The organism is Nocardia sp. alder85J (assembly GCF_020176955.2).
Classification (GTDB): Bacteria; Actinomycetota; Actinomycetes; order Mycobacteriales; family Mycobacteriaceae; genus Nocardia.
In genome coordinates this window covers 305,910-328,148 of record NZ_JAIUCZ020000011.1, presented here as the reverse complement: position 1 = coordinate 328,148, position 22,239 = coordinate 305,910, and the positions used below count along the sequence as shown (strand labels likewise).

Genomic DNA, 22,239 nt, shown 5'->3' with positions numbered 1-22,239 from the left:
CTAGACTGCATCCTCGAACCCGACCTGGAGATTGTGCGCGAGCTGGCGGCGAAGTACGACAACCCCAACCGGCTCAAGATCGAGGTCAAGAAGGCCACTGGGCGGCCGTTCTACAACACCTCGAACTACTCCTTCGCCAATCTGCTGGCTGACGCTGACGGGCTGGCGGACAACCTTGCCGACTACATCGACCGGTTCTCGCCTGATGTCGATGTGTTCGAGTACTTCGACTTCAAGAAGGAGATCCTCGCCCTGGAGAAGGCGGAGCTGCTGCGTGAGGTCGTCAAGTCCTTCAAGGCCGTCGACCTGCATCCGGACGTTGTCTCCAACGCCGATATGGGTGATGCGTTCGAGTACATCATCCGCAAGTTCAACGAGGCCGCGAACGAGACCTCCGGTGACCACTACACCCCGCGGGACGCGATCCGGCTGCTGGTCGACCTGCTCTTTGCCGAGAAGGACGCCGACCTGACCGAGGCTGGCATCGTCCGCACGCTGTACGATCCGACCGCGGGCACCGGCGGCATGCTCGCCTTGGCCGAGGAGCACCTGCTCGCACAGAATCCCGACGCGAAGCTGAGCCTGTACGGCCAGGAGTACAACCCGCAGTCGTACGCGATCTGCAAATCGGATCTACTGGCCAAGGGACACGACGCGACCAACATCGCCTTCGGTAACACGCTCACCGATGACGCGTTCAGGGGCCGCCAGTTCGACTTCTGCATGTCCAATCCGCCGTACGGCGTTGACTGGAAGCAGTATGCCAAGGCAATCACGAAAGAGCACAACGAAGCGGGTCCTTATGGCCGGTTCGCCCCTGGCCTACCGGCGACCTCGGATGGGCAGATGCTGTTTCTGCTCCACCTGGCTCACAAGATGCGCGCCCGCGAGGACGGCGGTGGCCGGGTAGGCATCGTCATGAACGGCTCGCCGCTCTTCAACGGTGCCACCGAGTCCGGCCCCTCCAACATTCGCAAGTGGCTGCTGGAGCACGATCTCGTTGATGCCATCGTCGCGCTGCCGACAAACATGTTCTTCAACACCGGTATCGCCACCTACATCTGGATTCTCGACAACACCAAGCGTCCCGATCGCCAGGGCCTGGTCCAACTCATCGACGGCACGTCGTTCTGGACCAAGATGCGTAAGAACCTCGGCGCAAAGAACCGTGAGCTCAGCAAGGGTGACCGTGCCAAGGTGGTGCGTTTGTACACCGACTTCACCGACGCCGATCCGGATTATTCCAAGGTGCTCCGCAACGACGAGTTCGGCTACTGGACCATCACTGTCGAGCGCCCGCTCCTTGATGAGTCCGGCAACCCCGTCGTCGACCGCAAAGGCAAGCCCAAGCCGGACACGAAGAAGCGCGATACTGAGAACGTCCCGTTTACCTATGGCGGCTCGACAGCTGGCGCGGCCAGTAGAGTCGAGGTCATCCGGGCGTATTTTGACGCCGAGGTGAAGCCCCATGTGCCCGACGCCTGGATTGACTGGGGCAAGATCAGGACTGGCTACGAAATTCCCTTCACCCGCCACTTCTACAAGTACATCCCACCGCGTTCCCTCGCCGAGATTGATGCCGATCTGGAGAAGCAGGTCGCCAAGATCCTCGATCTGCTGCGGGAGGTCGAGGACTGATGAAGTTCTATGCTGAGATGAAGCCAACAAACTCCCCGTGGCTGGGCGAGGTGCCAGCGCATTGGGAGGTCAGCCGTTTCCGCTTTGAGGCGGTGATCAACGGCGGGCAGGTAGACCCTCGCGAAGAGCCGTGGAGCAGGATGACGCTGATTGCTCCCAACCACATCGAGAGCAACACGGGCAAAATCATCGGCGTCGAAACGGCAGAAGAGCAGGGCGCCGACAGCGGTAAGTACCTCGTCGCGCAGGGACAACTCGTGTATTCGAAGATCCGGCCAGCGCTCAACAAGGCGGCGATCGCTGAGACGGAAGCGCTATGCAGCGCCGATATGTACGGCATATCATTCGCCGATAAGGTCGAGCCGCGATTCGCTCTCTACTACTTCTTGGCGCGGCCGTTCCACACATTTGCGACGATCATCTCAATGCGCGTCAAGATGCCGAAGGTCAACCGCGAAGAGTTGGCCGACGCGCCGTGGCTTGTTCCTCCGCTGGACGAGCAGTGCGCAATCGCCGACTACCTCGACCGCGAGACCGCCCGTATCGACACGCTTATCGAGGAGCAGCAGCAGCTGATCGGGATGCTCAGCGAACGGCGGGCAGCAGTCATCTCATCAGCCTTGGCGCCGACCGACTCATGGACATGTCACAGGATCAAGCACATCGGTGAGACCAGCCTGGGGAAGATGCTCGACGCGGGCCGTGCGATACGCGATGGAGACCAGCCAAGGGCGTACGTCCGGGCGGCGGATGTTCGTGCAGACGGCTCTGTGAACCTCGTGGACCTCAACGAGATGCCGTTTTCCGACGCAGAGATGGAAGTTTTCGACCTCCGCGCGGGCGACGTTCTCTTAATCGAGGGCGGCGCCACGGTGGGTCGTCCAGGGTTCATGGTCGAGTCGGCACCGGGGATCGCCTTCCAGAAGACCGTCAACCGCCTGCGGGTCGGGCCACGGGTGGATGCTCGGTTCGTATATTGGTCGATGCTCCGCCTCTACGAGTCTGCCTACTACGCCAATCATTACGGGTCGGTCTCATTCGTTCACCTCACTGGCGAGAAGCTGAGGGAAATCGAACTTCATCTCCCGCCACTCGACGAGCAGCAGGCCATTGCGACATACCTCGACGAGCAAACCGCGAAGATCGACGCGCTGATCGCCGAGACGCGGCGGTTCATCGAGCTCGCCCGCGAGCGTCGGTCGGCGTTGATCACGGCGGCGGTGACTGGTCAGATCGACGTGCAGGAGATGATGTGATAGCCGACCACAACGAGGCTGTCTTCGAGTCCGAGATCTGTGCGTATTTGAACGCCCACGGGTGGCTGTACTCGGCGGACGACGCCGGCTACGATCGGGAGCGGGCGTTCTTCCCCGAGGATCTGTTCGCTTGGCTGGAACAGACCCAGCAGCCGGCGTACGAGAAGGCTTTGAAAGCCGCAGGCTCGAAGGCGAAGTTCCTCGACGTGCTGACCACGGCGCTCGACAAGCCTCTCGAACACGGCGGAGGGACGTTGAATATCCTGCGCAACGGGGTGCACTACATCGGCGGTGGCCGACTAAAGATGGCCCAGTTCCGCCCCGAGACCAGCCTGAACGCGACCACCAACGAGCAGTACGCGGCGATGCGGGTGCGGGTGATGCGGCAGGTGCATTTCTCCACCGCTGACCAGCGCAGCATCGATCTGGTCTTCTTCGTCAACGGGCTGCCGGTCGCCACCGTCGAGTTGAAGACCGACTTCACCCAGTCCCTCGATGACGCGATCAATCAGTACCGCAAGAGCCGGCATCCGCTGACCAACGGGCGGTCGGAGCCGCTGTTGTCGTTCGGGCATCGCGCGCTGGTGCATTTCGCGGTTTCGAACGATCTGGCTGCGATGACCACCCGACTTGAGGGGGAGAAGACGCAGTTCCTGCCGTTCAACATCGGTCACGATGGTGGTGCGGGCAACCCGCCTGGTGCCGAGGGAAAGTCGGCAACGGCGTACCTGTGGGATCGGGTCTGGGAGAAGGATGCCTGGCTCAATATCATCGGCCGGCTGATGATCGTGGAGACCAAGCAGGAGTGGGATGTTGCAACTGGGACGTCGGTGCGGCGTACGAGCATGCTGTTCCCTCGGTTTCACCAGTGGGAGGCCGTGACGAACATCGTGGCTGGAGTGAGCGAGGAGGGGGTGGGGCATCGCTATCTGATCGAGCACTCGGCAGGGTCGGGGAAAACGAACACCATCGCCTGGACCGCGCATCGACTAGCGCGGCTGCACGTGAGGGACGAGAAGGTCTTCGACTCGGTGATCGTGGTCGTGGACCGCACCGTGCTTGACGGGCAGCTGCAGGAGGCGATCCGGCAGATCGACGGGTCGGGGAAGATCGTGGCCACGATCAGCCTGGAGGATGTTCGCAAAGCGGGAGCGAAGTCGAAATCCGGGCTGCTGGCAACAGCTTTGAAGAACGGGGAACTGATCATCGCGGTGACGGTGCAGACGTTCCCGTTCACCCTCGACGAGATCCGGGCCGACTCGTCGTTGAGGGGGCGCCGGTTCGCGGTGATCGCGGACGAGGCGCACTCCTCACAGTCCGGCCAGATCTCCTCCAAGCTCAAGGCTGTGCTGACCGCGGAAGAGCTCAAGGAGATCGAGGAGGGCGGTGCGGTCGACGTCGAGGCGATCCTGGCCTCGGAGATGACCGAGCGGGCCGAATCGGAGAACATCTCCTACTTCGCATTCACCGCGACACCGAAGAACAAGACCCTGGAGCTCTTCGGCCGCAAAGGTCCTGACGGCAAGCCGGTCGAGTTCCACCTCTACTCGATGCGGCAGGCGATCGAGGAGGGCTACATCCTCGACGTGCTCAAGGGCTACCAGACCTACGACACCGCACTGAAGATCGCCGGCAAGGCCGAGAGCGGCGACGGCGAGGTGGAGGAGGTCGCGGCACGTAAGGGGCTGATGCGATGGGTGAAACTGCATCCGACCAACATCAGCCAGAAGGTGCAGATCATCGTCGAGCACTTCCACGCCAACGTCGCCCACCTGTTGGAGGGCAAGGCGAAGGCGATGGTCGTGACCGACTCGCGCAAGGCTGCGGTGAAATACAAGAAAGCGATCGATGTCTACATCGCCAAACGGGCCGCGATGGACGCCTCATACAACTACCGCACCTTGGTCGCCTTCTCCGGCTCGGTGACGATGGCTGAGGACGAGAAGTGGGCTTCAGACTGGGGGCCGCAGCCGAGCAAGGACGACGAGTTCACCGAGGTTAACCTGAACCCTGGCGCCGGCTCAGACCTGGCCGCCGCCTTCAAGGGTGCGACGTACAAGATCATGCTAGTCGCCAACAAGTTCCAGACAGGGTTCGACCAGCCGCTGCTCTCAGCGATGTACGTCGACAAGAAGCTCTCTGGCGTTACTGCCGTGCAGACGCTTTCCCGGCTCAATCGCACCCATCGTACTGCGGGTGGGGAGCAGAAGCGCAAGACGTTCGTCATCGACTTCGTGAACGAGCCTGAAGATATCCAGGCTGCGTTCGAGCCGTACTTCACTAATGCCGCCCTGGAGATGGAGACCGATCCATACGTTGTCGTCCACCTCGCCACAAAGCTCGCCCAGGCCGGGATCTATACGCCGGAACAGGTTCGTGAGGTCGCCGAACTGTGGGTCACTCGCAAGGGCAACAACGCGCTCTCGGCCGCGATCAGCCCGGCCAAGAACGACTTCGCCCGCCGCTACGCGGCAGCGATCGAGGCCGACGACAAAGTCACCCTCAACACCCTCGACCTGTTCCGCAAGGACGTCTCCACCTACGTCCGGCTCTACGACTTCATGAGCCAAATCGTCGACTATGGCGACCCGTACATGGAGATGCTATCGATCTTTCTGCGGCTGCTGGAGAAGGTCATCGCGGACTCCTCCTGGGCCGCGGAGGTCGATCTTTCCGACGTGGTCCTGGTCGGGGTCAAGCACACCAAGGGGACTGCGGTCGACATCTCGCTGACCGGTGACGGTGAGCTCAAGGGCATCGGCGCCGCGGGCACCGGCACCCGGAAAGAGCCGAAGTATGTCGCACTGCAGGTAGTCATCGACAAGATGAACGACCTCTTCGGCGCCGAATCGTTCACCGCATCGCAGGTCCGTGAGTTCGTGCAAGGCTTGGTGCAGCGGCTGCTCGCCTACCCAGACTTGGTCAACCAGACCAAGGTGAACTCGAAGAAGCAGTTCATGGAATCGCAGGACTTCCAAGCAGCGGTCACTGACGCGGTCATCGACAACCAGGAGGCCCACAACACCATGGCCGACTACTTCTTCAGCGACGGCCCTGGCATCAGCGCTGTCATAATTGCGCTCGCAGACGCCTTCTACGAGGCCGCGCTCGATCAGCAGACAGATGTGTGAGCAGTCTCTGGTCATGTGGATCCCGGCAGGCGCCGGCTGCTTGGACTACCGTGAACTGCCCGCTGGTGGTGCTGCTGCACCATCCGGTGACGGCGCGGCCCTCGGGTGTAGCGGCGCCCGATATGTCGACGGGGGTACCTGACACCAGGCGTTCGTGTCGGTCCTCTGCGGCAGACTCAACGACGAGTGCCGGGAAACCAACCTGCCGGGGGGAACCATGCTAGGCAAGCCTTTGCTTTTCTTGTCGGGTTATGCGCCGTTGTTTGCCCTGCTCGCGATCCGATTTCAGCCGCTCACACTCCTTGCGGGATGTGCGATCCTGGCGCTACTTGGAGCAACCTCACTGATACTGCTGCTTGTCCTCGATGCTCGAGCGACACCTGGGATACACCGCCTGCAGCAAGTGAAAGACGCTGGCACGGAGGCCGGAGCATATCTGGGTGCCTATCTGCTCCCATTCGTAACGGTCACCACACCGAATCTACGAGACATCCTTGCATACTGCGCCTTCATCGTTGTTTCGGCAGCGATCTACCTTCATTCTTCTCTGGTCCAAATCAACCCTATGCTGTACATTCTCGGCTATCGGGTACTGCAGATCACTGACAGTAACGGTCTGGAAGCATATCTCATTACCCGGCGTAAGATCGAGATCGGTCAATCCGTGGCCGCGACTCGATTTCGAGACGGGGTCCTCGTTGATCGAACGGGACGAAAGGGGCATACCGGCATTGACAATGCTTGAGTTTGGTAACGAAGACACGGCCACACTGGTAGTTGCATGGCGTTCCGGCCGCAACGCACATGGACGCGCACTGAAAGCCGGCGGGGATGTCACATCCAGTCTGCGTCGATACGCGATGGAGGCGCTCAACAAGATCGATAGTACCGAAGGACGTCGATACGACCCAAGCGACGAGCAAGACGATGAGTGCTCGTATCTCGACACCGATCGTGAAGAGCTGCTGGATACGGCACTTCTCGACACAATTTTCAAGGCAGCCTCATTGTCACAAGCTATCGATGACGATCTCCGAAGTCACTCGATAGCGCTCTATGCACTTGTTATAGGAAATGATCCCGATAAGCTTACTGCATTCGTCAGAAAAGGTAACCCGGTGCAGTTGGCGAAGAAAAGTCTGGTCGCTTTGTTTGACCAAACTCTGACGCGCGTAGAAAAGCCGCTACTCGCATTCGATACATTTTACGACGTGATAATTAGGCCGAGTCAGGTGCACATCCTCCATCAAAAGAATTTTGAGACTTTATTCAAGGAGAGTGAGGCTGTGCTGGCCAAGACATCCGAGTGGGCCGAGAGTTTAGGTAAGGCCCTGCCGATATCGGCAGAAAGTGTCGAATGGCTATCCAATCGACTTCGGCAAACGTCTGTCATGAGGCGGCGCGTGCAGAGTATTTTGAAGAGTGAATATTTACATCAGCTTACTGATGATGTGTTGCGAGAAAAGATGGAGAGTCGCGGACTCGATCCGGAAAAGTTGATGGATGGAAACCAACTCATTTTAAATAAAGATACCGAACGGGATGTCCTGTTACTCCTAAATGAAGATTTATGGACCGGGGACTTTTCCGGAGAACAGTATGCCGCGACTCGAAAGGCTCGACGGTAGTGGCAGATCGACGCTGACCATGCGTCATTTTCAGTTGCGTTTCAGTAGCCTATCCTCGTCGCCATCGAGTGGCCAGCCGCCAATACCAGATGCCAACGCCGACGTTTGCAACTCAGGCCGTTACAGCAACTGATTTGTCAAAATTCCCTCGGCGCGAACGCGAACCGGCGGATCGATGTCGATCTCGCGCGCTCCCGGCACCGAGACCGTCGATCCGTGTTCCTGCTCATCCTCCATCCACCAACTATGCCGTCATCCCATACCTCAGGAGCAGGCAATCAGCGAGCCCGTTGTCGAAATGAGTCCGCCCACAACGGATGTCGACAACCGCCCCAGATGTCCCTATCCTGGTGATGCGGGCCACGCAGCATGAACAACCCCACCCTGAACATACTCGGCGATACATATTCGTACTGACATCAGCCGTTCGAGGCTCCTCTACTCACACCCGCCGAAACTCATACCTCTTCGAATAGCGAAGCCCGCCAAAGCCTTCCGGCCATCGCCGGATGGCCCGCCATCCTATTCGATAGAGGTGTTCCAAGGTGGGTTCCTCCGAACAGCTCGTGGTCGCGCTCGATTTGACATGTGGGCAATACGTCTGCATGCCAACGGATCCGGCCGACCCACGCGTGCAAGAACTTAGAGCAAAGAGCTTCAGCGGTGACCGGACACTGGTATGTGCTCTCTGCTACGCCGAACGCGACCGCCGGGTTTCCGTCGTCGTCAAGGCCCGAGTAGCCGGCCAACGCCGACCGCATTTCGCTCACCCTTCAGGCTGCGCACCGCCCGAAGGACGGCACAACCCCGAGACTATGTGGCATCTGACCAGCAAGTCGATGCTGGCAGCATGGGCACGGAGGCAACCTGGCGTGGTAGACGTCCGCAACGAGGTGTGGTTACCGAATCACGAACGCCGTGCCGATGTCCATATGGTGTTCGCCGACGGGCACAAGGTCGCCATCGAGATCCAGGGCTATCCGCTGTCCGACGCCGAGTGGGTCAACCGGCACCGTGACTACCAGCACAACGGCGTGGTCGACGTCTGGCTGTGGCGCCCCGATATCCGACCGCACCGGATCGTCCTCAGCGATGGCGACCCTCGACAGCAGCTGTGGACCTTCGACCCTGACCAACAATCCGTCACCTTGTTCGTGGGCGCGCCACATCGAACTCTATGGCCCGACCCAGCAACTCAGGACGACATCTTCCATCGGGTCCGGCACTTGCCGCCATGCATGCACGATGAGCTGATACCGCTCCGGTGCTCGCTGGACGAGCTCACTCTGACCTCGCAGGGCATCCCGATCCCTACAGCCCTGAAGGAAGAATTGGCTGTGGAGTTCGTACACGAAAACAACCGAGTGCTCAGAAGCTCGGAGCAGGATCACGACCCGGACAAGCGCACACACTGGACAGAATCCGTCTCGTCCTTTGGTGAAAAAGTCGTTTCTCCAGCGAAGCCTCGCCCATCCATCGACATGGCCGCAATCACTCAACTGCATTGGATCGAACTTCAGAATCGGTTCATGAACGTCGGCCATGTAATCGCCTACGAAGATGCACCACAACTCCGGCGCCCGAACGCGAAACAGCAACTGGTACAGTGCATCCACTGCGGCCAACAACTCTCTTCACGTACGGTTGCCGATGATATCCCCACCTGCGCGTCGCAGTCCACCGCGATACCAAACAGCGATCAGTCACGGCGGGCACACACCCAGCCATTCAGTGTTCAACCTCGGCCGACTGCCAAGACGTCTCGACGGACTACGCCTTCAGCGCCCACCCAGGCTCAATCAACTTCCCGCCGCCAGGTGCCCGACCAAGAGCAACTATCGCTTTTTTCGCTGTGAATTCAACGACAATCGGCGAGCGCGGTCAAATGGCTGCGCAAGCCACTGAAGAAGGCTCAATTATATTGAGTTGCAGCGGTCTACGTGAATACTACTACCAGCGCAACCCGTTCGGCCCATGTGGGCTCCAGCCTTGAAGAAAGGGTTTGAGGTCCTCTGCCTTCGGATCCGGTATGCTCGATGCGATACGTGATAGCTGGAGGATCGGGTCCAGCCTGTCCAGGTGTCGTTCGGCATCATCGAGGCGCTGCACAATAATGTCGCGGTCGCCGCCATCGTACTCTTCAGCGGATATCCTGGCTGCGGCAAGGAATCGGCGGTGCCGGTTGACCGCCTGCCATTCGCCTGAGCAGCCCTTGAAGTGCTCCCATCGCGCCTGCTCGAAGTAGCGTTCTCTCGCAACTTCCATCGCCGCTTCCCAGCGATGCTGACGTTGAGTCTCCTCACGCTGGCGTTGCTGCTCCTGCCAATCAGCGCGGAGCTTGTGGATCTCGAATGCCCGGAACACCTCGGGGAGCTTGTCCTCGACTGTGATGGTTTTCGCGTCACGATAGTGATCGCCGTTGCGGCTACTGCCTCGTCCTTCGACCACCAACTCCAGCTTTCCGGTACCGATGAACTCCCAATCGCGGTGCCTGATCCACGCAGGCAGTCGCTTACGCTCCCGCCACGCCCCTGGGTCAACTCGTGGCGCGCCCGAAGCGGAGATCTCCTTGATCTGGAGACGGTAAGGCCCACCTGGTGTCTGCAGTACCAGGTGAGGATTACTCAGGAAACGCCTTCCGCGGACGTCCGCATCCTGGCCGGCGGCAGCTGCCGTTGTGGCATCTATGCCGCGAACACCTGCCTCGGTGGCGATCGCCTGCAGGATCCGTGCTGCGCGCAGTACGTGGTCTTCGCTAACGAAGTGCCAGTCCTTTTCTGCCACATAGGCTTTGACAGCCGGATGGTACTTTGCGATGTGCTCAGGAATGGGTACCGGACGGGGGTCGATCAGATCGTCGAAGTGTTCGGTGAATACGACCGCTTTCGGACCGGAACCCCATTGCCCTGTCGAGACAATGGTCAGTTTCTTGCCCCTCGGTCGCGCCGGAGACTTCAAGCTCATCGCAACGAGCCGCTCGTGAGATGCGACGATATCGTGATCCTTCTCCAGAACAAGCCGCCCACCCGCCGCCTGAACACGAGCGATCAGGTGGTCTGCGTCCGACTCATCGGGCAGCAGCCCGGCAGGCTGTGCCGAATGCCACTTCCGCCCGGCGTCGGTGATCGCTGCTGTCCAGGTCCGGCTCTTCCCTCTGACGGTGACCAGACCACGGCGCTCCAAGGCGCGGGCAGTTGCCCGGTGCTCATAGCCGGTGAACACGCCGTCGGGACACCCGTTCAGGATCCATTCGAGGACAGCGATCTGAGCCCGATTCAGCAGCGCGGGATTCTTCCCCATCACCCAATCATGGACGGCATCACCCCTCCCCGTAGACGGTTCGGGTCAACACCTTCGATGATGCACCCTTCGACGGGATTGCCGGTTTGAGCTGTTGGAGCGTAAAGGGGATTATCTCGCACCCATAGATGCCGAGATCCTCAGGAGCTTGTAAGCACCGACGACAACCAACCGTTTCCCGGTTGCTATGTCCTGCGTGTCTTGTCCTCGGCGCTCTGCCGCGGGCGACGCGCGCCGACAGCGCCCTCCGCATCGTAGCGGCGTTCACGAGAACATCGCGGAGACACCGAGACCAGGCAAATGAGCGAGACACCCCGGTCCCGCACCATGCTCGCCGGTCTCGGCAGCACCTCTGCGAGCGACCGACCGCAGCCAGCACGGACGCGAAGAATCGAAAAAAGTTGCTAGAAAGGGGTTTACAGACCCCACGCAACGAGGTATCGTGCAGGACCCAGTGTGTCGACCGGGCCTACAGAACAGAACCAAGAATAGCAGTAGAGAGTATGGGGCCGGTGATGGTTCGTCAAGCTGGGACCACAACTGCATCAGCGTGATCGCTGGCCTCGACGCGTGCCACGGCAGTCGAGGAGTCGAAGCGGCACAGGGAAACGGCAACAACCACAACCAACCCCGCGACACCCTCCCACAAGCAGGGGACCGCGAGCAGTGGAGGCACCCATGCGCACGCCCGACACCACCCCCGGCAACCCGGACGACAACCCGGGCGCCGTAGTGATTCCACTACGGCGAAAAGCACTCCGGAATAACCTTGACAATAACCGTGAAAAACGCCATGAAACCGATCCTGAACAGCCGGTTTGGCACTACGATCAGGTCAGGAAACGCAGTGCCGACCGGCACTATGCCGGTCGTGTCAGATATGTTCACGGTCCCCGCGCCGAACAATTGCGTGGCGAACTCGCCGATGTCACTCAGCAATTATTGGAGTGGGCTGTGCAACAACAATCCGATAATGCCAGGCAGGATGGTGCAGCCGCATGACCCCCGACGATCCGCCCGTGAACCCGCCCGCCCCCGCACTGGCTCACCGGGCCGCATCCCTGTCGGCGACCGTGCCCGTGTCGGGGCCGTCGGGGTTGTCCGACTACGCGGTGTCCCCGCTGGGTGTTCCGGTCGCGGTGCTGCGTGACGAGGTCCGGGTGGCGTTTCTGGGCCGCACCTCCACCGAGGATCAGCAGGACCCGCGTCAGTCGATGCTGCGGCAGCTGAACAACTGTAAGACCGCGATCCCCGACTCGTGGGTGATCGTGGCGCACTTCTACGACGTCGAGTCCGGCCGCATGGAACTCGACGACCGTGGCCACGGCAGCGACTACGACCGCTTCGCCATCCCGATCGCCCGCGACGGCGGTGTCGCTGATCTCCGCGACGAGGCCGCCCACCCCGGCCGCCGCTTCGACGTGGTGATCTGCGAGGCCGTCTCCCGCGTCGCCCGGCGCACCTTCGAGGGCCTGTCGATCGAACGAGAGCTCGAATCCGCCGAGGTACCGCTGTTCGCCGCGAACGAGCCGATCACGTTGACCGGCAGCCGCGCCCAGCGGATCCTGCAACGGCGGATCAACCAGTCCGTGGCCGAATACGAAGTCCTCAACACTCTCGAACAATCCTGGGGCGGACTGTGCACCCACATCCGTGAGGGCTGGAACATCGGCAAACCGCCCTACGGGTACAAGGCGAAGACCTACCGGCATCCCAACCCGACCAAGGCAGCGAAGGGACAGGCCAAGACCCGGCTGGAACCCGACGGGGTACGCGGGGAAACCGTCACCCAGATCGCGTTGTGGCGCTACCACGAAGGTCTCGGCTACGACACCATCGCCGACCGCCTCAACACCGACCCGGTGAAGTATCCCCCGCCTGTGCCACCCGGGCGCGAACGCGCCCGCGGCGCCTGGGGCAAGACGAGCGTGTTCGAGATACTGAAGAACCCCAAATACACCGGGTATCAGGTGTTCAACCGGCGCGCGTCGCGGTCGAGGCACGGGAAGGTCAACGATCCCGTGAAATGGGTGTGGTCGACCGAGCCCGCCCACGAGCCGTTGATCCCGAAATGGATGTACGACGAACTCGCCGCCCGGCGCTCGGCCCGGCGCGGTTCCCGTGACGGCAACACCCCCAGCGCCCACCCCGCGACCCGCCGCACCTATCTGCTGCGCGGCATGGTGTTCTGCGGGTGCGGACGCCGGATGTTCGGCAACCACCGCCACGACAACGGCTACTACACCTGCTACCCCCGCAACAACAACCGGGGCCGCCCGGACAAGTACGCCGGACACCCCAAAGCCGTCTACCTCCGCGAAGACGCCATCCTGGACGCGATCACTCGATTCTTCGCCGACCGGGTATTCGGCCCGCACCGCCATGATCTCCTCGCAGCCGACCTCGACAGTCTCGACGACCGCGCCGTGCGAGACCGCCAAGCCGAACGAGAGCGGCTGCAACGACTGGTCGCGGACGTCACCAGGCGGCAGAACTCGGTACTGCGGCAAGCCCAGGACAGCGACCCCGACGACCCCTTCACCAAGGGCCTGCGCGGCACCTACAACGACCTCGATGCCGAGAAGACCGCCGCGCTGGCCGTCATCTCCCAACTCGACGCCGCCGACGACACCGAACCCCACCGACCCGGCAGCGCCGACATCGCGCTCCTCGACACCCTGCCCTACCTGGCGCTCAATCTCACCCATGCACCAGAACCGTTGCTACGCACACTGTTCGAGATCACCCAACTCGCCATCCGCTTGCACGACGACCAAGACCAAGTCACCATCACCATTACACTGCCCGCCGACCAACTCCCCGACATCGCCCACGCGGCGGAAAGGATCACCAACACCATGCACACCACACAACCAACGCCTGCCTACGCGGCAGACACCGGTTGTGTAGATGCTGTACGTGCCCCCGGCAGGGCTCGAACCTGCGACCAGAGAATTATGAGTTCCCGGCTCTAACCGACTGAGCTACAGGGGCCTACTGGGGACCATAGCAAGTCGGGGTTGTAGCGACAAAAGATGTTGAGCTGTCCACTTCCGAAGTGGGGCAGCGCCGGGTTCCGGGCAGCGCGGATCGGTCCTGCTGCAGCGACGACGGGCCTCGGCATGCGGGTGTACCGGTCACGGTCGACCGGGTGCCGGGGATGATTCCTCGTCGTCAGGTGGCTGGTCCCAGGGCTTCGAGTCGTGACCGGGGAACGGCGGCCCGTGCCAGGGTGGCGGTGACTGCCAGGGCGGTGGCTGAGGGTAGGGCGGTGGGTCGTCGGAGGCGGGGAGGTGGGTCCACTGCCGTCGCGGGGACAGTTCGCTCCACCGGGGCAGCGGGTGCGCGGTGGTGGATTCTCGGGCGGGCGGGTATACCCAGGTCGGTTGCGGGGAGCGTCGGTGGTGGGGGTTGCCGGGTTCGTTCTGTTCGTGGCCGAGGATTGCGAGGTTCCGGGTGGCATCGGGGTGGCCGGAGGTGGCGGCCTGACGCCACCAGCGTTCGGCTTCCGGGGTCTGCTGGCGGCCGCGCATGAGCAGGCCGAGATTGTTCATGGCGTCGGGGTGGCCGGTGGCGGCGGCCCGGCGCCACCACTGTTCGGCCTCCTCGGGTTCGCCGTGGGCGTGGAGGAGGATGGCGAGGCTGTTCGCGGCGTCGGGGTGACCGGCGGTGGCCGCTCGGCGCCACCAGTGCTCGGCTTCGTCGGGTTCGCCTTGCGCGTGGAGGAGAGTGCCGAGGCTGTTCATGGCGTCGGGGTGATCGCCGGCGGCGGCTTGGCGCCACCATTGTTCGGCCTCGTCGGCCTCGCCGCGGGCGCGGAGGAGGATGGCCAGGTTGTTCGCGGCGTCGGGGTGACCGGCGGTGGCGGCCTGGTGCCACCATTTCTCGATTTCCTGGGTCTGGCCTTGGGCGCGGAGGAGGGTTGCCAGTTGGTTCATCGCGTCGGGGTGGCCGGTGCCGGCGGCGTGCCGCCACCAGTGCGCGGCTTCGGTTATCCGGCCTTCGGAACGGAGGAGTCGCGCGAGGTCGTGCATCGCGTCCGCGGAGCCGTTCTCGGCGGCTCGGCGGTGGGTCTGTTCGTTCGGGATCTGGCCGAAAAGCCTTATGTCGCCGGTGATGTCGACGCTGCGGCGGTGGGGGCGCGGGTGTCCGTTACGACGCAGGTTCAGGTCGGCCTGGCGGAACAGGTCGTCGAGGGTTGTCTCGGGAGTGGCCGCGGCCAGCAGGGCGCCGGTGAAGGCGGTGTTGCGGTGGCCGCCGGGGGCGAACGAGGGCTCGTCCCGGGAGCTGGAGGTGATCGTGTAGGTGCCGTGGAGGTCGGTCTGGCCGGCGATCACGCTGGGCAGGTCGGCCATGGCCTCGAAGGCGCGGCCGGCGAAGCAGCAGTCCAGGATGAGGATCCGGGCTCGGGCGGGGCTGTCGAGGATCTCTTCGCGCAGGGTCTGGAACGGTACCGCGGTCCAGCTGATCCGGTCCGGGTCGCTGCCGGTCACCGCCAGGTGCAGGCGTCCGCGGCGGTCGATGAGGCCGTGGCCGGTGTAGTACACCAGCAGTACGCCGGAGGCGGCGCGAGCGGCGTGGGCGACGGTGTCTCCGATGACCGAGACCCGGTCGGGTTCGGTGACGCGCCGGCAGTGTGCGGCGGTGAACGCGCCACCGGGTGCGGTCAGCAGTTCGGCGAGGTCGGCGACATTCGCCGCCGCGGCGGGGATCGGTGCCAGATTTTCATCGTCGTACTGGGCGGCGCCGATCAGGACGGCACGAGAGTTCTCCGGGTCCACGGTCACCGCGCGAGCAGATCGGGGGACGTGTCGGTCGATTCCACATGTCGGCCCGGCGGAACCGTCGGCGCGCCGATTGCCGAAACTGTCACCGATGCGATACCCGCCTTGTGCACGCGCCGACCCTATAGCCCAATGCCACGTAGGGTAAGTGGTGCGTCCGTGTGGTTTGTCATGCGGCGGGTAGGCGTCGCAGGTTGATGGTGGCCGGGCCGGTGTGTCGGATTCCTTTGTCGCACTTGCGTTTTATCAGGTAGGCGTTGTGACGTCCGCGTTTGATCTTGCGTGGGTAGCTGCGGTGGCGCCGGGGTGGGTTGAGCCGGGTAGTGATCTCAGTGGCGACCGAGGCGGTCACGTCGGGGTCGGTCCAGCGGTGAGGGGGGAAAAGCCGCCGTGCCGGTGGCGGTGCGGCGGATGATGTTGAGTGCGTGGATGAACGATATTCGGTCGGGGTCCAGGTCGGCGGCTTCGGCGGCGCGGGCCATGACCGCGGCGATGGCGTAGTGGACGGTCAGCCACGCCCAGATCTCCTGATGGACCAATTCCGGCGACTTCGACCGGAGTACGGCGCCGGGGCCGCGGAGGTGGGTTTTCAGCTGGTCGTTCGCGGTTTCGTGTTCCCAGCGCTCGTGGTAGGCGCCGGCGATCTGGTCGGCGCGCACGGCCGCGGGATCGGTGAGGGTGGTCAGCAGCACGATCAGCTCACCGTCGGGATTACGGTCGGGCACATCGTATTCCACGACGCGCACCAGGTGCGCGTCCTCGGCTTCGTCGAGGTCCTCGCCCGCGGCCGCGGCGGCCAGGATCGCTGCACGCCGCCGTTTCGACTGCACGGCAGGATCGATGAGTACCGACACGTAGGTGCCGTCCGCATGTACCCGCACCACCGGCAGGCGCAGATTGGTCGGTGCTCGCCACACCAGTTCGGCCCCACCGGCTTTCGCGGCCGCCCACGCATCGAAGGAGTAGAAACCCCGGTCCGCGCACAAGATCTCGTCACCGAGCAGCCGCGGATACAACCGGGCAGCCGCGGCACGTTCCCCGACAGTGATCGCGGTAACCTCCGCGGCCAGAAAAACATGCGTACCGCACTCGCTCAACGCGACCACCCGCGCTTTCGGATAGGTCGAGCGGTTGTCCCCGGACCCGTGATACCCGAATTCGGCCACATTCGATTCGGTGTCAGCCACGTCCACATCGAAACCGTCGATGGCCACCAGCCGGCGCCCCGCCAGCCACGCCCCCCGCGTCGCCGGAGTCGCCACCGGTGCGGCAACCGACTCGAACACCCGCTCGAGAACCTTGGGCCCCAACCGTTTACGCGCCTGGGTGATCCCCGATGCCGTCGGCGGCGACCAGCCCGCATCCCAGCAACCCCACCGGGTCAGCGCCCCGGTCACCTTCACCGCGACCTCCTCATAGGAATCGCCGCCGAACAGGCACAACGCCATCGTCAGATACGCCACCACATGCGGAGGCAACTTCCCGCCCGACCGCTGCGCACGCGCCCCGCACACCATGACCGCATCCTCCACCCGAGCCCGGTCCACAACCCCTGCCAGCACACCCAGCGACACCATGTCCGGCGTCGCCACCACCACGTCCGTCACCCCCGAGACACTGCCACACCCCCACCACAAGCACCCGAAAAATCAAACAGCACAACCAAACCACACGGACGCACCACTTACCCTACGTGGCATTGCCCTATAGCCCGCGGACCGCTGCCGGTAGCCGAAAACGACAATCGGGCAACAGGTATTCGGGTGCGACCGCGGATCGTCCGACGGGCAGTACGGAAATGTGATTCCGAATGGGAATTGGCGTACCGAGTGGTTTGCAGTTCACCGCTGGCAATTGTCGAGGGGTGCCATGAAAACCGTTGGGTCGGAATGTCTTGTGACCGGCCGGTCGGTCTCGGCCCGAGGAGGCCATCGGCGCAGGTGGAACACTTCACGACCCGTCCGCTTTACACGACCGAAACATGAAGTGGGGCAGGGTAACCCGTTGCACTCCCCCGGACTCCGATCCTCGATCGGTACCCGTGCGGTGGCCGACGGAGTTCGCATCGGGTGAGCGCGCATGTGCGGAGTCGGATACCTTTCGGTACTTTCCCGGTGCGGGCCGAAACCGCGTGTCGGCGTTTCACATTACTCCGCCAGCAAAGTGCTGGTAGTCGAGGCTTCCGAATGCAAGTGACTTGCTCCGGCGACGCCGGGCCGTTGTCGCCCGCACTTTCGCGAGTTCGGATATGGCGCGGGGACCGCGCCTGGTCCGGGAACGCGGCCGATTCCTTTCCGCGAGGCCCGAGGTCTACCTGTTCGACACGGCGCGGACTGCCGCGACGGAAGCCCAGGAAGAGAGTCACCGTGAACATTCCCACCACCATGCGTGCCCTGCGACAGACCTCGCTGCGGGGACCACAAGACATGCGGCTGGTCACCGAGGCGCCGGTGCCGCGGCCGGGGCCCGGAGAGGTCCTGATCCGGGTTGCCGCCGCAGGGATCAACTTCGCCGATGTCTCGAAGGCGCACGGATTGTTCCGGGGTGGGCCGCGGCCGCCGTATGTGGCGGGGTTCGAGGCGGCCGGGGAGGTTGTCGCGGTGGGGGCGGGGGTGGACGGGCCGGGCGTGGGGGCGCTCGTCACCGGGGTCGGGGAGGGGGCTTTCGCGGAGTACATGGTGCTGGCCGCGGCTGCGGCGATGCCGGTTCCTGCCGGGTGGACGGCGGAACAGGTGCTGGGGATGGCGGTGAGCTGGCCGACCGCGCTGGCGGCGGTCAAATTCCTGGGGCGGGTCGCGGCGGGTGAGACCGTGCTGATCCAGGCTGCGGCGGGTGGGACGGGGCAGGTCGCGGTGCGGCTGGCCAAGCATTACGGGGCGACGGTGATCGCCGCGGCGTCGCCCGGGAAGCACGAGACGGTACGGGCGCTGGGGGCCGATCACGTGCTGGATTCCCGGGCCGAGGATCTCGTTGCCCAGGTGATGCGGCTGACCGGGGGTGTCGGGGTCGATCTGGTGCTCGAGTCCGCCGGTGGCGCCGGGTTCGCGGGGAGTCTGGCGGCGGCTCGGCCGGTGACCGGGCGGGTCGTCGTGTTCGGGTTGGCCGGTGGTGAGGCGGCGCTCACCAATGAGGGGTTGGTGTACGAACATCAGGTGCAGGTCATCGGGTTGAACATCGGGGTGCTGATCGGCGCCGCGCCGGGCCTCTTCGGTGCGGTGATCGGTGAGCTGGGGGTGCTGATCGGGGCGGGGGTGCTCCAGCCCGGCCGGCCCGCGGTGTACGACCTGGCCGACGGCCCGAAGGCGCTCGCCGAACTGGCGGATCGGGCTACCGTGGGCAAGCTGGCGCTGCGGCCCTGAGCTGGGGTTCGATTCCTTTGCGGTGGCGCGCCGGTCGTACTGACCGGTGCACGGTCCCGAGCGGCGGGACGGTCCGGAACGAGGAGGCGGCGCATGGCCGACAGGCGAATCCCGGTCGCGAGCGGGCGGCCGGCCGAGCGGGCGGGAGCGGATCGGTTCACGGCGGAGGCCGAGCGGTTCCGGCGGGAGTTGCTGGCGCACTGTTATCGGATGGCCGGGTCGGCGAGCGACGCCGAGGATCTGGTGCAGGAGACGTATCTGCGGGCGTGGCGGGCCTACGATCGTTTCGACGGTCGCGCGTCGATGCGGACGTGGCTCTACACGATCGCCACGAACGTCTGCCTGAACGCGCTGAGCTCTCGCCGGATGCGGGCACTGCCTTCGGGATTGGGCGGGCCGTCCGAGCGGGGGTCGGAAGAGGTTGCGCCGGGCGAGGTTTCGTGGCTGGAACCGTTTCCGGACGGGTGGGTGACACCGGCGGCGGACGATCCGGCCGCCGTCGTCGTGGCGCGGGAGTCGTTGCGGCTGGCGCTCGTCGCGAGCCTGCAACATCTGCCCGCGCGGCAGCGCGCGATCCTCCTCCTGCGGGACGTGCTGGCGTTCTCCGCGGCCGAGTCCGCCGAGATCCTCGGTACCACCACGGCGGCGGTCAAGAGCGGGCTCCAGCGCGCCCGCGCGCGACTGGCGGAGTTGGAGCCAAGGCCGGCGGCCCTGCTCGAACCGGCCGATCAGCAGGCGCGGGCACTGCTCGACGGCTACGTCGCGGCGTTCGAATCCGCCGATGCCCAACTACTGGAACGGGTTCTGCGCGCGGACGCGGTCCTGGAATCGACGCCGTTCCGCGGCTGGCGGGCGGGCCGGGTGTCGTGTATCGACCTGCTCGCCACCGAGGTGTTGCACGCGGCGGGCGACTGGCGGTTGCTCGCCACCACGGCCAACGGGCAGCCCGCGGCCGTCATCTATCGCCGGGACAGCTGCGGAACATTGTGCGCGAGTGGCATTGTGGTACTGGGCGCGACGGAGGCGGGGATCGCGCGGGTGACGGCGTTCCACGAACCGGCGCTGGTCGCGTTGTTCGGCTTCCCGGCGGTGCTCGGGCGAAGGGCGAAAGTGGAGCACAGCATGGATGATTCGACTTGCTGATATCCATTTCCGGATATCACAACGGCGATTCGATATGCGTCGTATCGATCGGCAACTCGTACCCGAACGGCGCCGAAACCGGTTCGCCCCAGATGCCGACTAACCGGCAGGAAGGCGATACCCTCTGTCCGGCGCGGAATTTCGCGTCAGATCGAAAGGACGAAGTGTTCATGGTCAAGACCCTTGTTGCCGCCGGGATTCTCGGTGCGTGCGCGGCCACCGTCGGCGTCGGCGCGGCCTCCGCTCACCCGGTCGTCGTGCACAGCGACTACATCGGCAACTACGCCACCCAGGAGGCGTGCGCCGCCGACGGTGCCTCGCCGAAGACCGGCGGCTCGCAGTACACCTGCACCCAGGCGCAGGACGGCACCTGGGACCTCATCACCAGCTGATCGAGGTGGCCTCCGGACTTCCGGGGGCCGAGTGTGAAGACCCGGTTGGCCATGCTCGGGGAGCCGACCGGGTTCGACACGGAGAAGCTGTGTGACGGGTATCGGCGGGGCATTCGAGGGGAGTGCGTGAACCGATAGGGTGAACCGCGACGACACAGGAGGGCGACCATGGCGAGTCTGTTCGGAAACGTGTTGCGGATACATCAGAAGATCTACGAGGCTTCCGACGGGCTGGTGGGGCACCGGCTGTTGTTCGGGAATCCGACCCTGTTGTTGCGGACGGTCGGGCGGAAAACCGGGCAGTCGCGAGTCAGTGCGCTGACCTACGCGCGCGACGGCGACGACTATCTGGTGACGGCGTCCAACGGCGGAGCGCCGCGGCCGCCGGGATGGCTGGCGAATCTGAAGGCCGCGCCGGACACCGAGATTCAGGTGGGGCGGCGGCGACTGCCGGTGACGGCGCGGGCGACCTATCCGGGAGATCCGGACTATGCCCGGCGGTGGGCCCTGGTCGACGGGGTCAACCAGGGGCGCTACACCGAATACCAGAAGAAGACGGACCGGCCCATTTCCGTGGTGGTACTCAGCCCGCGGGCCTGAACCGGATCAGGCCGTGAGGATCGTGCGGCCCACGGCGGTGCGGGCGGCGATCGTGGCATGCGCGTCGGCGGCCTTCTCCAGGGGGAAGGTCCGGCCGACGGTCACCGTCAGCCGGCCGGAGGCGACCGCGGCGAGGGCCTCGGTGCCGATCGCACGCCAGTCGATATCGGAGCCGGTGACCTCGTGCAGTGAGATCAGGGTGACGCCGTGGGCGGCCGCTGCGGCGGCGTCGAGTGCGAAACCGCCTCCGGCGCTGCCGAATGCGAGGAAGCGGGCGCCGGGCGCGGCGGCTTCCAGTGCGGCCCGGCCGAGTGCGCCGCCGGCGCCGTCCAGGACGATGTCGGCACCCTCGCCGCCGGTGGCCGCCAGCACCCTTTCGGTCCACTCGGTTTCGCTGTAGTCGACCACGGTGGTGGCGCCGAGGCGCTGTGCCAGAGCGAGTTTCGCCTCGCCGCGGGCTGCGGCGATCACCTTCGCGCCGGTGGCGGTCACCAGCTGGGTGAGCAGGGTACCCACCCCGCCGCCGGCGGCGGTGATCAGGACGCGGTCGCCGGGGCGGATGCCGGCGGATCTCATCAGAGCCAGTGCGGTGCGACCGTCGTGCACCAGCGCGGCGGCGGTCACGAGATCCAGCTCGGCGGGCACCTCGAGGAGGTTGTCCGCCACGGCCAGTGCGCGTTCGGCGTAACCGCCGGTGGGCACGCCGCCGCCGATACCGCTGGCCGCCGTCTGGGCGGCCACCCGCGTGCCCAGCCAGGCCGGGTCGACGCCCGCGCCGACCGCGGACACCACGCCCGCGATCGCGCCGCCGGGCACATAGGGCGGCCGCACCGGGAAGAAGGCGGTGCCCCAGCCGCTGCGCAGCAGCGTGTCCAGGAACATGACGTCGGCGGCGGCGACGTCGACGAGCACCTGTCCGGTCCCGGGCACCGGATCCGGCAGTTCGACGGGGGTGAGCACCTCGGGGCCGCCGAAGGATTTCGCTTCCACTGCACGCATATTCGTTTC

15 protein-coding genes, 1 tRNA gene and 1 pseudogene are annotated in these 22,239 nt (G+C 64.3%); 12 read left to right on the top strand and 5 right to left on the bottom strand.

Annotated elements, in window-relative coordinates; all coding sequences use genetic code 11:
* From LBW94_RS35505 to LBW94_RS35480, 6 genes are all read left to right on the top strand, one after another.
* The coding region (locus LBW94_RS35505; protein ID WP_266272924.1) for an HsdM family class I SAM-dependent methyltransferase at positions 1-1,638 on the top strand (1,638 nt) is incomplete at its 5' end.
* On the top strand, positions 1,638-2,894 hold the full coding sequence (locus LBW94_RS35500) for a restriction endonuclease subunit S (RefSeq protein ID WP_019928569.1): 1,257 nt from the start codon (positions 1,638-1,640) through the stop codon (positions 2,892-2,894). The genes LBW94_RS35505 and LBW94_RS35500, both read left to right, overlap by 1 nt.
* On the top strand, positions 2,894-6,025 hold the full coding sequence (locus LBW94_RS35495; RefSeq protein WP_225062612.1) for a type I restriction endonuclease subunit R: 3,132 nt from the start codon (positions 2,894-2,896) through the stop codon (positions 6,023-6,025). Before LBW94_RS35500 ends, LBW94_RS35495 begins: the two co-directional genes overlap by 1 nt.
* Positions 6,026-6,179: 154 nt before the next feature.
* A complete protein-coding gene (locus tag LBW94_RS35490; protein ID WP_155981494.1) occupies positions 6,180-6,770 on the top strand; it encodes a hypothetical protein in 591 nt (196 codons plus the stop codon).
* Positions 6,724-7,653 carry a Kiwa anti-phage protein KwaB-like domain-containing protein gene (locus LBW94_RS35485; protein ID WP_225062611.1) on the top strand — a complete coding sequence of 310 codons (930 nt, stop codon included), beginning with the start codon at positions 6,724-6,726 and terminating at the stop codon, positions 7,651-7,653. Before LBW94_RS35490 ends, LBW94_RS35485 begins: the two co-directional genes overlap by 47 nt.
* Before the next feature lie 545 nt (positions 7,654-8,198).
* A complete protein-coding gene (locus LBW94_RS35480; protein WP_225062610.1) occupies positions 8,199-9,509 on the top strand; it encodes a competence protein CoiA family protein in 1,311 nt (436 codons plus the stop codon).
* Between the two features lie 94 nt (positions 9,510-9,603).
* Here the strand turns inward: LBW94_RS35480 and LBW94_RS35475 are convergent, their stop codons facing one another.
* The gene (locus LBW94_RS35475; protein WP_225062609.1) at positions 9,604-10,953 is read right to left on the bottom strand and encodes a hypothetical protein; all 1,350 of its coding nucleotides are present in this window, start codon (positions 10,951-10,953) and stop codon (positions 9,604-9,606) included.
* Between the two features lie 678 nt (positions 10,954-11,631).
* On the opposite strand from LBW94_RS35475, the gene LBW94_RS35470 reads away from it, so the two are divergent.
* Positions 11,632-11,955, top strand: coding sequence for a hypothetical protein (locus tag LBW94_RS35470; protein WP_155981498.1), 324 nt, complete (start codon positions 11,632-11,634; stop codon positions 11,953-11,955).
* Positions 11,952-13,238: pseudogene (locus tag LBW94_RS44545) on the top strand (recombinase family protein); the annotation flags it as partial. The gene LBW94_RS35470 and the pseudogene LBW94_RS44545, both read left to right, overlap by 4 nt.
* Before the next feature lie 635 nt (positions 13,239-13,873).
* On the opposite strand, the gene LBW94_RS35460 reads toward LBW94_RS44545, so the two are convergent.
* From LBW94_RS35460 to LBW94_RS35450, 3 genes are all read right to left on the bottom strand, one after another.
* Positions 13,874-13,947 (bottom strand) — tRNA-Ile (locus LBW94_RS35460).
* 143 nt (positions 13,948-14,090) lie between these two features.
* Positions 14,091-15,740, bottom strand: coding sequence for a caspase, EACC1-associated type (locus tag LBW94_RS35455; protein WP_225062608.1), 1,650 nt, complete (start codon positions 15,738-15,740; stop codon positions 14,091-14,093).
* Between the two features lie 326 nt (positions 15,741-16,066).
* Entirely contained in the window at positions 16,067-17,344 is a 1,278-nt protein-coding gene (locus LBW94_RS35450) for an IS4 family transposase (protein WP_225062805.1), read from the bottom strand.
* A gap of 759 nt (positions 17,345-18,103) precedes the next feature.
* On the opposite strand from LBW94_RS35450, the gene LBW94_RS35445 reads away from it, so the two are divergent.
* The 4 genes from LBW94_RS35445 (at position 18,104) to LBW94_RS35430 (ending at position 21,231) form a co-directional block, all read left to right on the top strand.
* Positions 18,104-19,096 carry a zinc-binding dehydrogenase gene (locus LBW94_RS35445; RefSeq protein ID WP_225061639.1) on the top strand — a complete coding sequence of 331 codons (993 nt, stop codon included), beginning with the start codon at positions 18,104-18,106 and terminating at the stop codon, positions 19,094-19,096.
* Positions 19,097-19,189: 93 nt separating this feature from the next.
* A complete protein-coding gene (locus LBW94_RS35440) occupies positions 19,190-20,239 on the top strand; it encodes an RNA polymerase subunit sigma-70 (protein ID WP_225061640.1) in 1,050 nt (349 codons plus the stop codon).
* Positions 20,240-20,409: 170 nt separating this feature from the next.
* Positions 20,410-20,631 carry a hypothetical protein gene (locus LBW94_RS35435; RefSeq protein ID WP_225061641.1) on the top strand — a complete coding sequence of 74 codons (222 nt, stop codon included), beginning with the start codon at positions 20,410-20,412 and terminating at the stop codon, positions 20,629-20,631.
* A 168-nt stretch (positions 20,632-20,799) separates the two neighbouring features.
* Positions 20,800-21,231, top strand: a complete 432-nt coding sequence (locus LBW94_RS35430) for a nitroreductase family deazaflavin-dependent oxidoreductase (protein ID WP_225061642.1) — start codon at positions 20,800-20,802, stop codon at positions 21,229-21,231.
* A gap of 6 nt (positions 21,232-21,237) precedes the next feature.
* Here LBW94_RS35430 and LBW94_RS35425 read toward each other — a convergent pair whose 3' ends face one another.
* Positions 21,238-22,230: a zinc-binding dehydrogenase gene (locus LBW94_RS35425; protein ID WP_225061643.1), complete on the bottom strand. Its 993-nt coding sequence runs from the start codon at positions 22,228-22,230 to the stop codon at positions 21,238-21,240.
* Between the last annotated feature and the right edge of the window lie 9 nt (positions 22,231-22,239).

Excerpts from the sequence above, each read along its gene's own strand:
- LBW94_RS35500 (WP_019928569.1), top strand. The coding sequence starts at position 1,638 with ATGAAGTTCTATGCTGAGATGAAGCCAACAAACTCCCCGTGGCTGGGC.
- LBW94_RS35425 (WP_225061643.1), bottom strand. The coding sequence starts at position 22,230 with ATGCGTGCAGTGGAAGCGAAATCCTTCGGCGGCCCCGAGGTGCTCACC.
- LBW94_RS35430 (WP_225061642.1), top strand. The coding sequence starts at position 20,800 with ATGGCGAGTCTGTTCGGAAACGTGTTGCGGATACATCAGAAGATCTAC.
- LBW94_RS35475 (WP_225062609.1), bottom strand. The coding sequence starts at position 10,953 with ATGGGGAAGAATCCCGCGCTGCTGAATCGGGCTCAGATCGCTGTCCTC.
- LBW94_RS35435 (WP_225061641.1), top strand. The coding sequence starts at position 20,410 with ATGGTCAAGACCCTTGTTGCCGCCGGGATTCTCGGTGCGTGCGCGGCC.
- LBW94_RS35440 (WP_225061640.1), top strand. The coding sequence starts at position 19,190 with ATGGCCGACAGGCGAATCCCGGTCGCGAGCGGGCGGCCGGCCGAGCGG.
- LBW94_RS35470 (WP_155981498.1), top strand. The coding sequence starts at position 11,632 with ATGCGCACGCCCGACACCACCCCCGGCAACCCGGACGACAACCCGGGC.